Below are 12,814 nucleotides of genomic sequence, written 5' to 3'. Positions count from 1 at the left end.
GGCGCGCAGGCTGCGGCCGCCGCCACCGGCATCAGGAACCCCCATGAGCATCAAGAGCGACCGCTGGATCCGCCGCATGTCCGAACAGCACGGCATGATCGCGCCCTACGAGCCGGGCCAGGTCAAGCAGGTCGACGGCCAGCGCATCGTCAGCTACGGCACCTCCAGCTACGGCTACGACGTGCGCTGCTCGCGCGAGTTCAAGGTGTTCACCAACATCAACTCGACCATCGTCGACCCCAAGCACTTCGACCCCAAGAGCTTCGTCGACATCGAGGCCGACGAGTGCATCATCCCGCCCAACAGCTTCGCGCTGGCGCGTACGGTGGAATTCTTCCGCATCCCGCGCGACACCCTGGTGGTATGCCTGGGCAAGAGCACCTATGCGCGCTGCGGCATCATCGTCAACGTGACCCCGCTGGAGCCGGAGTGGGAAGGCCACGTGACCCTGGAGTTCAGCAATACCACGCCGTTGCCGGCGCGCATCTACGCCAACGAAGGCGTGGCGCAGATGTTGTTCTTCCAGTCCGATGCCGACGACGTCTGCGAGACCAGCTACAAGGATCGCGGCGGCAAGTACCAGGGCCAGACCGGCGTGACCCTGCCCAAGACCTGATCTCCCACTCCCTTCTTTCCGACAGCACAAGGAGCGCGCAATGAACGACCCCAATCCCTACCAGGCCCCCGACGCGGCGTTGCCGCCCGCGCTGCCGGGCATCGCCGACGGTGAGACCCTGGCCGGACGCGGCGAGCGCCTCGGCGCGGCGCTGATCGACGGCGTGATCTCGCTGGCGACGTTCCTGCCGGTGGCGGCGCTGACCGGCTACTTCGGCAAGGTCATGGAGGCCGCGCGCAGCGGCGTGCAGGTGCCGTTCCTGACCACGCTCGGCTACGGCGTGCTGGGCATGGTGATCTTCCTGCTGGTGCAGGGCTACCCGCTGGCCAAGAGTGGCCAGACCTGGGGCAAGAAGCTGCTGTGGATCCGCATCGCCGACCTGGACGGCGGGCAGCCGCCGTTCTGGCGCCTGATCGCGCTGCGCTATCTGCCGACCCAGGCGATCTCGCTGTTGCCGATCGTGGGCGGCATCTACGCCCTGGTGGACGCGCTGTTCATCTTCCGCCAGGACAAGCGCTGCCTGCACGACCTGATCGCCGGCACCCGCGTGGTCAACGTCCGCCGCTGAGTCAGCGGCCGCGACGCAGTAGCGGGGTGGGGATCGCCCAGGCGAATCCCCACTCCCAAATCCCCAATCCCGGCTGCACCTACTTGCCGCGGCCGAACAGCATGCCGACGCCGACCGCGACCAGGATCGCCGGCCACCAGGTGGCGATCAGCCGGCCCAGGCTCAGGTTGGTCCAGCCCAGGTTGTTGGCCAGGAACACCAGGCCGATCACGATCAGCACGATGGCGGCGATCACATTGGATTTCATGGAGGCGCGGCTTCCGCAAAAAGGGCGCCTATCGTAGCCGCTGGCGCCACGCCGCAACACGCGCCTGCAGTTCCTCGGGCGGCAGCCGCTGCGCCGCGCCGCTGCCCCACACCGGGCCGGGCCACGCCGCATCGTCCGGGTGCCGCCCCAGCACGTGCACGTGCAGTTGCCGCACCACGTTGCCCAGCGCGCCGATGTTGAGCTTGTGCACGCCCGGTTCGTGCCGCAGGAGTTGCGAGAGCTGGTTGATCTCGGCCAGCAGCAGACGCTGCTGGCCACCGTCCAGGTCGATCCATTCGCTGGCCTCGGCCACCCGCGGCACCAGCAGCAGCCACGGGAAGCGCGCGTCGTCCATCAGCCGCACCTGCGACAGCGGCCCGTCGGCGACGAACGCGCTGTCGGCCTGCAGCCGCGGGTCGAGGACGAAGTCGGCCACGCCGCGGCTCAGCCCAGGTGCTCGGCGAGGAACGCCAGGCTGCGTTCGCGGGCGAGCTCGGCACTGTCGGCGTCGTAGTGGTTCGGGTCCACGTGGCGGTCGAAGCCGTGGCCGGCCGGGTACACTAAGGTCTGCATCTGCGGCAGCTTTTCGCGGTGCTGCTGGATCGACTCGGCCGGGATGCTGCCGTCCTGCGCGCCGAAGTGGAACAGCACCGGCGCCTTCGGCGTTTCGTCGAGGAACTGGGTGTTGCGGCCGCCGTAGTAGCTCACCGAGGGCAGGCCCAGGCGCAGCGCCGACAGCAGCGCGACGCTGCCGCCCCAGCAGTAGCCCAGGGTGCCGACCTTGCCGGCCGGCGCCAGCGCCTGCGCGGCCGCCTGCACGATGTCCAGGGCGCGGTCGAAGCCGAGCGCACCGACCAGTTCCAGGCCCTTGCGCACGCCGTCCTGGTCGTAGGCCAGCTGCGCGTCCTTCTCGACCGGATCGAACAGCGCCGGCGCCAGCACCTCGTAGCCGTGCGCGGCGTAGCGGTCGGCGACCTCGCGGATGTAGTCGGTCACCCCGAAGATCTCCTGGATGACGACCAGGCCTCCGCGCGGCGTGCCCTCGGGCAGGGCATGCCAGGCGGAGACCTGGCCGTGAGCGGTGTCGAGCGTGGTCCAGTGGCCCATGGCGGCATTCCTGTGGCGTGGGGGAAGCGGCGGATTATCCATGGCCCAGGCTAAGCCGGGGTGAGCGGGCGCATACCGGGCCGGGCCGCGCCGGCGGCCCCGGCCCGGTATACTTCGCGCGCTGTTTTTCTCCCAGGCCCCCGGACCCCGGCCCCAATGTCTCTCGCGACCCCCAAAGTCGGCTTCGTCAGCCTCGGCTGCCCGAAGGCCCTTGTCGATTCCGAACGCATCCTCACCCAGCTGCGCGTGGAGGGCTATGCGATCGTGCCCAGCTACGACGCGGCCGACGTGGTGGTGGTCAACACTTGCGGTTTCATCGATTCGGCGGTGGCCGAGTCGATGGAGGCGATCGGCGAGGCCATGGCCGAGAACGGCAAGGTCATCGTCACCGGCTGCCTGGGCAAGCGCTCGGAGCAGATCCGCGCGGCCTATCCGGACGTGCTGGCGGTGTCCGGCCCGCAGGACTACCAGAGCGTGATGGAAGCGGTGCATGCGGCGCTGCCGCCGCGCCACGACCCGTTCGTGGACCTGCTGCCGCGCGCGCGGGGCGCCGAGGACGACATCGGCGTCAAGCTGACCCCGCGCCACTACGCCTATCTGAAGATCTCCGAAGGCTGCAATCACCGCTGCAGCTTCTGCATCATTCCGTCGATGCGCGGCGACCTGGTGTCGCGCCCGGTCGACGAGGTGCTGCGCGAGGCCGAACGCCTGGTCAAGGGTGGGGTGCGCGAGTTGCTGGTGGTGTCGCAGGACACCTCGGCCTATGGCGTGGACCTGAAGTATGCCGAGCGCGAGTGGCGTGGCCGCGCCTACCAGACGCGGATGAAGGCGCTGTGCGAGGGTCTGTCGGAACTGGGCGCGTGGGCGCGCCTGCACTACGTATATCCGTATCCGCACGTGGACGACGTGATCCCGCTGATGGCCGAGGGCAAGTTGCTGCCGTACCTGGACATCCCGTTCCAGCACGCCAGCCCGCGCATCCTCAAGTTGATGAAGCGGCCGGGCGCGGTGGAGCGCACCCTGGAGCGCGTGCAGCGCTGGCGTGCGCTGTGTCCGGAAATCACCCTGCGTTCGACCTTCATCGTCGGCTTCCCCGGCGAGACCGACGCCGAGTTCGAGCAGTTGCTGGAGTTCCTGGACGAAGCGCAGCTCGACCGCGTCGGTGCCTTCGCCTATTCGCCGGTGGAAGGCGCCAGCGCCAATGCGCTGCCGGATCCGGTGCCGGAGGAACTCAAGCAGGAGCGGCTGGCGCGCTTCATGGAGCGGCAGGCGGCGATTTCCGCCGCGCGCCTGGAAGCCAAGATCGGCACGGTGCAGGAGTGCCTGGTCGACCTGCTGGAGGACGGCATCGCGGTGGCGCGCTCCAAGGCCGATGCGCCGGAGATCGATGGCCTGGTGCATATCCAGAACGGCGGCGAGCTTGGGCTGAAGCCGGGCGATCTGGTGCAGGTGGAGATCACCGACAGCGACGAGCACGACTTGTTCGGCGATGCCCTGCCGGCGCAGGCGTCGTCGGCAACGCCGCTGGATCTGCGGGTGCTCTGACGCTGCAGGCGGCGGCATGCGTGGCGCCACGGCGCCGCGCGCTCACGGCGCGGCGTAGTCCACCGCCACCACCACGAAGCTGTGGCGGCCGCCGGGCAGCTGTGCTTCCACTTCGTCGTCGACGCGCTTCTTCAGCAGCGCACGCGCCAGCGGCGAATCGATGCTGATCCAGCCGCGCGCCGCGTCGGTCTCGTCCGGGCCGACGATGCGGTAGCGGCGCAGTTCGCCGCTGTCGGCATCCTCCAGTTCGATGTGCGCGCCGAAGAACACCGCCTGCGGGTCGGACGGCGCCTCGGCGACCACGCGCAGCGCTTCCAGGCGCTTGCTCAGGTAGCGCACGCGGCGGTCGATCTCGCCCAGTTGCTTCTTGCGGTAGGTGTACTCGGCGTTCTCCGAGCGATCGCCCTCGGCCGCCGCCGCGGCCAGCGCCTTGACCACCTCGGGGCGGCGCACCCGCCACAGTTCCTCCAGCTCGGCCTTGAGCCGGGCATGGCCTTCCGGGGTGATCAGGGCGGTGCTTTTTTCGGCAGGGGGACGCCAGCGGCTCATCGGTGCGACTGCGGTGGAGCGGGGTGGCGATGCTAGCGCGTGCCTGCGGCTTGCGCACCCGCAGGCGATGGCCGAAGCTGGCGCCGCCCCGCACATGGACGTTCTTCGATGTTGATCCTGCCGCTGCACAAGCCGCTGTCGCGGGACAATTTTCCGGTGGTCACGCTGCTGCTGATCCTGCTCAACATCGCGGTGTACGCGGGCTGGCAGCGCCACGACGCGGCGCCGCTGCGGCAGGCGCAGCGCTACTACCTGGACTCCGGTCTCGGTGCGCTGGAAGCGCCGGCCTACGCGCGCCATCTGGAACGCAGCGGTCAGCGCGAGGCGTTGGCGCAACTGCAGCAGGTACCGGCGGCGGAGCGGCCGGCCTTCGTCGGCGCCGCCACCGTGCACGACGTGCGCTTCGTGCAGGCCATGCGCGACGGCAGCGCCTTCGCCGATGCCGGTGCACAGCGGGCGTGGACGCCGCTGCGCGCGCATTACGACGCGCTGCTGCAGCGCGTGTTCACCCTGCGCCATGTGCAGCGCAGCTCGGAATGGGCGCCGGCGCGCATGCTCAGCGCCGCGTTCCTGCATGCCGACGCCATGCACCTGCTCGGCAACATGCTGTTCCTGCTGGCGCTGGGCACGCTGCTGGAAGGCGCGATCGGCGGCTGGCGGTTCCTGGCGGTGTACCTGCTCGGTGCGTTCGGCGCCAGCGCGGCCAGCCTGTGCTGGCGCTGGGGCGAGGCAGGGGCGGGCCTTGGCGCGTCCGGTGCCATCGCCGCGCTGATGGGCGCGTTCTGCGTGGTGTGGGGACGGCGTCCGGTGCGCTTCTTCTATTGGGTGGCGGTGCTGTTCGACTACGTGCGTGCGCCGGCCATCGTGCTGTTGCCGCTGTGGCTGGGCTGGGAGCTGTACAACCTGCTGTACAACGGCGATGCCGGCATCGGCTTCGACGCGCATGCCGGCGGACTGATGGTCGGCGCGCTGCTCGGTGCCGTGCTGGTGGCAACCGGGCAGACGCGCGAGGCCTTCCTGCGCGACGATGGCGGGGCGCCGGCCGATGACCGCTGGGAGCGTGCGCAGGCGCATCTGGGGCGGATGGAGCACGTCCAGGCCGGCGCATTGCTGGACGCGTTGGCGGCGGAGGCGCCGCAGCGCTTCGATGTGGCACTGGCGCGCTACCGCCTGGCCGCCAATGCCGGCCAGGCCGCGACAGCGCGGGCACGGGCGCTGGAGCTGTTGCGCCTGTCGGCGGCATCAGCCCAGGAAGCGCGGCAGCAGGCGGGAGTGCTGCACGCGGCCGGCGATCTGGATGCACCGATGCGTGCGGCGTTGTTCGTGCGTTGGATGGCGCTGGGAATGCTGGTCGAGGCCGAGACGCTGCTGGCGCAGGATGCGGTCTCGCCACGCGAGCAGCAGGCGCAGGCCTGGTTCCGGCTGGCGCTGGGCCACGGCGAACGCCAGGCTACAACGGAGTGGCGGCGCGTGCTGGAGGCGCTGGTCGCGCGGTATCCGGATCTGCCGCAGGCGGACAAGGCGCGGTTCCTGCTCGCCAATGCGTGAGGGCGCGGCCCGGTACCGAAGCGGGGCATGTTGGTGCGCCCCGCACCGTGCGCGACGCGCGCTAGACCGGCGCGATCGTCACCGCGCGCAACGCCGCCTGCAGCTTGCCGCGTTGCACCTCGTCGTCGCAGCGGCTCAGCGCGTGTTCCAGCAGGCCGCGCGCCTGCGCGTCCTCGCCGAAGCGTTCGGCCAGCAGCAGGGCGGCCTGCAGCGACCAGGTGCTGTGTTCCGGTGCCTTCGGCCAGGCATGCAGCGCGGCCTGCAGGCCGTCGGCGGCGAGCCGGAACTGGCCGGCTAGCTGCGCGCGTTCGGCCAGCAGCGTGGCCTGTTCCGGCAGCAGCGGCACGAAGTCGGGATCGGCATCCAGCGCCTCGCGCTGCAGGGCCAGTGCCCGCCGTTCCTGCTTCTCCTGCAGCAGCCGGTGGATGTACTGGCGGGTGTGCTCGCGGCGTTCGTCCTGGCGCGCACTGCCGCGCAGCAGACGCTGGTACAGCTCGTGCACGCCCAGGCTCACCGCGCGGGTGCGCACTTCGCTGCGCAGCACCTGCAGCGCGTCGTCGGTATGGCCGTCGCGTACCAGCTGTTCGGCCTCGTCGAGTACGCGCTGGTCCGGGTCGTGGCGGGTGAAGCCGCTCGCGGCGTCGGCGGCAGGTTCGTAGCCCAGCACGGCGTGATACTGGTAGACCAGATAGCCCATCAGGTGGAAGGCGGCGAACAGGCCCCAGATCGTCACCACGGTGACCGCCAGGTCGGCGACCAGTGGCGGCAGGACGCGCTGCAGCCAGGCGGCGGCACCCAGCGCGCTCGCCTGGATCACGAACAGCAGGCCGAACGCGGCAAGGTACGGCCAGCCGATGCGCAGCGCCAGGCCGATCGACACCGCCGGGTTCAGCGCGCGGCGCAGGCTGCCGTCCATCGCCAGGGAAATCAGGATGCCCGGCTGCAGCAGCACCACCGCCAGCAGCATCAGCAGGCCGCCGACCGGCCCGGTCAGCAGCAGCGCGGCGAACACCGCCACGCCGAGCAGGATCATCATCGCCAGCAGCCGCAGCACCACGCCGTCGCCGATGTCGAAGCCACGTTCCGGCGCGTCCAGGTAGCCATCGGCGGTGTGCCGCAGGATCTCGAAGGCGTACTTGTAGATGGCCAGGGTGGTGACGATGCCCAGGATCCAGCCGATGCCGGGCAGCATGCCCAGCAGGCTGCACAGGGTCAGCGCGATCAGCGCGTACAGCGCGCCGCCGCGCAGCGGATACAGCGCGATGGCGCGGGTGCGCGCCCAGAACGGTTCGGGTGTGCTGCGGTGTACGCGGCTCGCGCCCGCGCGACGACGGTCTTCCATGACGCCCCCTGTCTACGAAGTGTGACGATTGTGCGGGTCGGCTGCGGCGCACGCAATCGGGCGCCTGGCTGGGGGGCGGCAGCGCAATGCGGACGGCGGCACCGAGGGAGTGTGGTCGGTTGCGCAAAGCGCACCCCGTGCCGGCGCGCAGGGGTGCGTGCTGGCTACACTGCCCGGTCGAACGGCGGCAGAGGTGTGGCGGGTGCCGCGCCTGCGGCCTGCCGTGTCCCTTGTCCCTTGGAGTTTCGCTTGGACCCTTCGTTCGTTTCCGGCAACCCGCGCGTGCGCGTCACCAACATCGAAGTGCTGTCGGACAACTGGTACGTGCTGCGCAAGGTCAGCTTCGATTTCCAGCGCCACGACGGCAGCTGGCAGGCGCTCACGCGCGAGGCCTACGACCGCGGCAACGGCGCGACCATCCTGCTGTACAGCCGCGCCAAGCGCACGGTGATGCTGACCCGCCAGTTCCGTCTGCCGACCCTGCTCAACGGCAACCCCGACGGCATGCTGATCGAGGCCTGCGCCGGCCTGCTTGATCGCCACGATCCGGAGACCTGCATCCGCAAGGAGACCGAAGAGGAGACCGGCTACCGGATCGAGAACGTGCGCAAGGTGTTCGAGGCGTTCATGAGTCCGGGTTCGGTGACCGAGCGGCTGTACTTCTTCGTGGGCGAGTATGTCGATCGCGACAAGGTCGGTACCGGCGGTGGCGTGGCCGCCGAGGGCGAAGAGATCGAAGTGCTGGAGCTGGCGCTCGATGCGGCGCTGGCGATGATCGACACCGGCGAGATCGCCGACGCCAAGACCATCATGCTGCTGCAGTACGCCAAGCTGCACGGTTTGCTGGCCTAGCGTAGCTTTATCGGTTCTTGTCTCTGCGGGTGGCATCGCCAGGATCGAAGGCCGCGCCTAACAGCGCATCCAGCGTTCTGAACGCTGCGCCTGTCGATCGCTGGTGACGACGGTGTGCGGCAGGCATGCTCAGGTGTCAGCGATGACCCATTGCACGTCCGGCACCCACGCCTGCCGCCATCGGGCCATTTTTGCCTCGGCGTCCAGCCATTGTGGGGACACCGGTGCTGCGGCCCCCAACGCCGGCGTCTTGTTCAGACAGCCGGCATTGACGGCACCGTAAAGCCGCCCCTGATGCTCGAACGTGACCGCGACCAGCACCCCGCACTGGCGGCACAGCTGGAATTGCGCGGCCTCCGCACCCTGGCGATAACGATGCACGGCCTCGGCATGCGTGGCCGTCAGTCGCAGCGTGCCGGCGGGATCGGAAACGTATCCCGCACCATGCTTCTGGCAGAAGCTGCAGTCGCAGGCGCGCGGACGGATGTCCTCGGCCGGTTGATCCGTCGAGAACGCGACGGTCAGGCAGCCGCAGTGGCAGCTTCCCTGGAGCGTTGTCGGCTTGTCTTGCCGCGACATCATTGAAAGGCGCTCATCGCGTTCCTGTCCATGCTGGAGCTTCCTTTGGCGTCGGCCGCGCTCAGCGCTTGCCGCCGAAGATACTGCCGAAGATGCCGCGCACGATCTGCTGGCCGATGCGGTTGCCGATGGTGCGCGAGGTCTGCTTGGCCATCGCCTCGAGCATGCCCTGGCGGCGCTTGGTGCCGAACACCGCGTCCTTGACCGCCTGGCCGAAGCCGCTGTCCTGCGCTTCGTCCTGTTCGCGGGTGCGCGCCGGCGGCGCGGCGCTGTGGTCGGCGCTCTGCTCGACCCGGCGCGCCAGCAGTTCCGCCGCCGATTCGCGATTGACCGGCGTGTCGTAGCGCGTGCCGACCGGGCTGCCGGCGCGCACCTGCGCGCGCTCGGCGTCGGTGATCGCGCCCATGCGGCAGCGCGGCGGGGCGATCAGGGTCTGCTGCACCGGTGCCGGCACGCCCTTGTCCTGCAGCGTGGACACCAGCGCCTCGCCGGTGCCGAGCTGGGAGATGGCCTTGGCCACGTCCAGCTTGGGATTGGCCACGAAGGTTTCGGCGGCGGTGCGCACCGCCTTCTGATCGCGCGGCGTGTAGGCGCGCAGCGCGTGCTGCACGCGGTTGCCGAGCTGGCCGAGGATGCTGTCGGGCACGTCGTCCGGGAACTGCGAGCAGAAGTACACGCCCACGCCCTTGGAGCGGATCAGCCGCACCACCTGCTCGATGCGCTGCACCAGCGCCGGCGGCGCATCGTCGAACAGCAGGTGCGCCTCGTCGAACACGAACACCAGTTTCGGCTTGTCCAGGTCGCCCACTTCCGGCAGCCGCTCGAACAGTTCCGACAGCAGCCACAGCAGGAAGGTCGAGTACAGCCGCGGCTTGAGCACCAGTTGCGCGGCGGCGAGGATGCCGATCACGCCGCGACCGTCGTGGTCGACCCGCATCAGCTCGGCCAGGTCCAGCGCCGGCTCGCCGAAGAAGCCTTCGCCGCCGTCCTGGGCCAGGCGCAGCAGCGCACGCTGGATCGCCGCCACCGACTGCGCGCTGACCAGGCCGTACTCGGTGGAGATGTCCTTGCGCTCTTCCACCACCAGCGCCAGCAGCGCGCGCAGGTCGTCCAGGTCGAGCAGCAGCAGGCCGCGGTCGTCGGCCAGCTTGAACACGATGTCGAGCACGCCGGCCTGGGTGTCGTTGAGTTCCAGCACGCGCGCCAGCAGGGTGGGGCCCATCTCGCTGACGGTGGTGCGGACCGGATGGCCGAGCTTGCCGTACAGATCCCAGAACAGCACCGGATTGGCCGCGGGGGCGTAGTCGGCCACGCCGATCTCCCGGGCGCGCTGCAGCACCTTCTCGCTGCCGTCGCCGGGCATTGCCAGGCCGGCCACGTCGCCCTTGACGTCGGCCAGGAACACCGGCACGCCGATGCGCGAAAAGCCTTCGGCCAGCGTCATCAGGGTCACGGTCTTGCCGGTGCCGGTGGCGCCGGCGACCAGGCCGTGGCGGTTGCCCAGGCGCGGTTGCAGCAGCACCGCGATGTCGTCGGTCACGCCTTTGCCTAGCAGGATCGGGTCCATATCGGGGTCCGCAATGAGATGCCCGGATTCTAGAACGTACGCGGCATGGCCGAACGCGTGCCGCGCTGCGCCGGCCTGCAACTGCCGGCACTCCCGGCCAACCGCGGTCTTTGCGAGGTGTGGTCGTTCGCGGGTGCGGCACCGCGTGGCGGACGACATCGGTGGCGCGGGAGCCAGCGCGCGGTAGTTGTGTTGCGGTGCGGGATGGCCGCCAGCGATGAACCCTGGCCCCGCCGCGGGCCGGACCCTGGCCGCCGCGACCTTGCCGCGATGCGACGGCGGGGGCTACCCTGCGGCCTTTCCGTCGCCGCGTCCCACCATGCCCCTTCCGTTCCGCTTCACCCACGCGTGGCCCGTCGCGGCTGCCGTGGCGCTGACCTGCACCGCTCCTGCCGCCCAAGCCCGCGTGTCCGCCCGCGACCAGGCCGCCATCGCCGTCCTCGACCAGCGCCTGGCCGCCGCCGAGAAGCGCTACAACGACGCCCTGGTGCTGGTCGGCAACAGCGACCCCAAGGGCACCCAGGAAAGCGACGCCGCGCTGGAGGACATCGAGGACGTGATCCAGGCCTGCATCAAGCAGCGCGGCTGCGAGGTGGGCACCTATCTGGGGGCGTACAAGCGCCTGCTGAAAGCCAAGGCCGACGCGCAGGGCCAGGCCAGCGACACCGATGCCGCCGCCGACGACTCGGCGCCGCTGCAGGCCGACCCCGACCACATCAGTCCGCTCGCCGCCGATGTGCCGGAAGCCGCGCGTGCGGCGCGCCTGCTCAACGACAAGCGCCACGCCTTCGATTCGATGGTGGAGTACAACCCGGCGGTGCAGGCCGGCATCCGCCGCTGGCTCACCGACATGCGGCCGGCACTGATGAGCAGCTACGAGAACTACCAGAACCTGCGCGCGGTCATGTGGCCGGAATGGGAGAAGCGCGGCCTGCCGGAAGCGCTGCTGTTCGGCATCATCGCCAAGGAATCCAACGGCCGCGTGCACGCCAATTCGCGGGTGGGCGCCGCCGGGCTGATGCAGTTCATGCCGGCCACCGGGCGCCGCTTCGGCCTTGGCCCGGACGGTACCGGCTTCGACACCCGCTACGACGCGCGCAGCGCCGCCGAGGCCAGCGCGGTCTACATCAACGAGCGCATGGCCGAACTCAATCGCAGCGTCGAACTGGCGCTGGCCGGCTACAACGGCGGCGAAGGCCGCGCCGCGCGCGTGTTCAACCAGATGCCCGGCCGCAGTTTCTGGGACGCGTCGGTGTACAACCAGTTCCCGGCCGAGACCAAGGACTACGTGCCGATGGTGATCGCCGCGGCGTGGATCTTCCTGCACCCGCAGCAGTACGGCGTGGCCTTCCCCAAGATCAATGCGCAGCCGGCCACGCTGCGCCTGGCCAAGTCCACCACCATCTACGAACTGACCATCTGCCTGGGCAGCGACGGTACCCGGGACGGCTACATGCGCGCGCTGCGCAACCTCAACCCGCGCTACGAGCCGGACGGCTGGATCCCAGCCGGGGTGACCATCAACGCCACCACCAAGATCGTCGGCCTGTACAACCGCTACTGCGTCAGCGGCCCACGCGCCGACCTGGCGCGCGCGCTGATCACCGCCGACGTCACCTCCGCCGTGCGCAGCGGCAGCCCGGCGCCGGCCGCCGACCTTACCGGCAATGTCGCGGTGGGCGACGTCAGCCCGGTCGCCGGCGTGCCGACCACGGTGGCCACCGGCCGTCCCGCGCCGGCCAAGCCCAAGCAGAAGCAGGTGCGCAACTACCGCGTGGCCAAGGGCGACACCCTGGGCCGGATTTCCGACCGCCACGACTGCGATCTGAAGGAGCTGGCCAAGGCGAATGGCTTGCGTGCGCCGGGTTATGCGCTGAAGCCGGGGCAGTCGCTGAAGCTGGTGGGCTGCGAGAAGTAGGGCGCTGTCGCTCCCTTCTCCCTCCGGGACCATGGCCCCCTTTTCGGGGGAAGGTGGCGCGCAGCGCCGGATGAGGGTGCGGCTGCCGCAGTGTTGGGCGCGTGGCTTTTCGGTCATCCATCGCGGACGGACCGTCTGTCACCGTCCATGCGTCGGGACTGAATTCCCTCCCACAGTGTGTGCCGTTGTATCTCGCGGGTCGCTAGCTGAAGCTCCGGCCGCGAGACCCGAGCGCGGCCCATCCCTTCTCCCCTGGGACCATGGCCCCCTTTTCGGGGGAAGGTGGCGCGTAAGCGCCGGATGAGGGTGCGGCTGCCGCGGTGTTGTGTGTGCGGCTTTTCGGTCATCCATTGCGGGTTGGTGGTCTGTCACCTTC

The 12,814-nt window shown here is 69.9% G+C and carries 13 protein-coding genes; 6 read left to right on the top strand and 7 right to left on the bottom strand.

The window, feature by feature from the left end; translation table 11 throughout:
* Positions 1-43: 43 nt before the first annotated feature.
* Both dcd and SLW56_RS01485 read left to right on the top strand, forming a co-directional pair.
* Entirely contained in the window at positions 44-616 is a 573-nt protein-coding gene (gene dcd, locus SLW56_RS01490) for a dCTP deaminase (RefSeq protein WP_010340509.1), read from the top strand.
* 40 nt (positions 617-656) lie between these two features.
* A complete protein-coding gene (locus SLW56_RS01485) occupies positions 657-1,184 on the top strand; it encodes an RDD family protein (protein ID WP_152236095.1) in 528 nt (175 codons plus the stop codon).
* A 79-nt stretch (positions 1,185-1,263) separates the two neighbouring features.
* Here the strand turns inward: SLW56_RS01485 and SLW56_RS01480 are convergent, their stop codons facing one another.
* The 3 genes from SLW56_RS01480 to SLW56_RS01470 are packed head-to-tail and all read right to left on the bottom strand — an operon-like array spanning position 1,264 to position 2,538.
* The gene (locus SLW56_RS01480; RefSeq protein ID WP_003467495.1) at positions 1,264-1,431 is read right to left on the bottom strand and encodes a DUF5668 domain-containing protein; all 168 of its coding nucleotides are present in this window, start codon (positions 1,429-1,431) and stop codon (positions 1,264-1,266) included.
* 28 nt (positions 1,432-1,459) lie between these two features.
* The gene (locus SLW56_RS01475; protein WP_152236094.1) at positions 1,460-1,867 is read right to left on the bottom strand and encodes an HIT family protein; all 408 of its coding nucleotides are present in this window, start codon (positions 1,865-1,867) and stop codon (positions 1,460-1,462) included.
* Positions 1,868-1,875: 8 nt separating this feature from the next.
* Positions 1,876-2,538 (bottom strand): dienelactone hydrolase family protein, encoded by a 663-nt coding sequence (locus SLW56_RS01470; RefSeq protein ID WP_320694253.1) that lies wholly within the window; start codon positions 2,536-2,538, stop codon positions 1,876-1,878.
* Between the two features lie 156 nt (positions 2,539-2,694).
* Between SLW56_RS01470 and rimO the strand changes: the two genes are divergently transcribed.
* Complete coding sequence (rimO, locus tag SLW56_RS01465) at positions 2,695-4,083, top strand: 30S ribosomal protein S12 methylthiotransferase RimO (RefSeq protein ID WP_152236092.1); 1,389 nt, start codon at positions 2,695-2,697, stop codon at positions 4,081-4,083.
* 42 nt (positions 4,084-4,125) lie between these two features.
* On the opposite strand, the gene greB is transcribed toward rimO, so the two are convergent.
* Positions 4,126-4,632, bottom strand: coding sequence for a transcription elongation factor GreB (gene greB, locus SLW56_RS01460; RefSeq protein WP_017911327.1), 507 nt, complete (start codon positions 4,630-4,632; stop codon positions 4,126-4,128).
* A gap of 108 nt (positions 4,633-4,740) precedes the next feature.
* Here greB and SLW56_RS01455 point away from each other — a divergent pair, with 108 nt between their 5' ends.
* A complete protein-coding gene (locus SLW56_RS01455; RefSeq protein WP_267121131.1) occupies positions 4,741-6,180 on the top strand; it encodes a rhomboid family intramembrane serine protease in 1,440 nt (479 codons plus the stop codon).
* Between the two features lie 61 nt (positions 6,181-6,241).
* On the opposite strand, the gene SLW56_RS01450 is transcribed toward SLW56_RS01455, so the two are convergent.
* Entirely contained in the window at positions 6,242-7,522 is a 1,281-nt protein-coding gene (locus tag SLW56_RS01450; protein WP_152236090.1) for a hypothetical protein, read from the bottom strand.
* Between the two features lie 249 nt (positions 7,523-7,771).
* On the opposite strand from SLW56_RS01450, the gene nudK reads away from it, so the two are divergent.
* Complete coding sequence (nudK, locus tag SLW56_RS01445) at positions 7,772-8,374, top strand: GDP-mannose pyrophosphatase NudK (RefSeq protein WP_267100168.1); 603 nt, start codon at positions 7,772-7,774, stop codon at positions 8,372-8,374.
* A 129-nt stretch (positions 8,375-8,503) separates the two neighbouring features.
* Here the strand turns inward: nudK and SLW56_RS01440 are convergent, their stop codons facing one another.
* The gene (locus SLW56_RS01440) at positions 8,504-8,956 is read right to left on the bottom strand and encodes a GFA family protein (protein WP_295926825.1); all 453 of its coding nucleotides are present in this window, start codon (positions 8,954-8,956) and stop codon (positions 8,504-8,506) included.
* Between the two features lie 58 nt (positions 8,957-9,014).
* Positions 9,015-10,520 carry a DUF853 domain-containing protein gene (locus SLW56_RS01435; protein WP_267093787.1) on the bottom strand — a complete coding sequence of 502 codons (1,506 nt, stop codon included), beginning with the start codon at positions 10,518-10,520 and terminating at the stop codon, positions 9,015-9,017.
* Between the two features lie 319 nt (positions 10,521-10,839).
* On the opposite strand from SLW56_RS01435, the gene SLW56_RS01430 reads away from it, so the two are divergent.
* Positions 10,840-12,438 (top strand): transglycosylase SLT domain-containing protein, encoded by a 1,599-nt coding sequence (locus tag SLW56_RS01430; protein ID WP_152236088.1) that lies wholly within the window; start codon positions 10,840-10,842, stop codon positions 12,436-12,438.
* Positions 12,439-12,814: the final 376 nt, after the last annotated feature.

It is taken from the genome of Xanthomonas sp. LF07-6 (assembly GCF_034105445.1).
GTDB lineage: Bacteria > Pseudomonadota > Gammaproteobacteria > Xanthomonadales > Xanthomonadaceae > Xanthomonas_A > Xanthomonas_A sontii.
The sequence above is the reverse complement of the archived record's forward strand: the minus strand, read 5'-3'. Positions and strand labels throughout refer to the sequence as shown.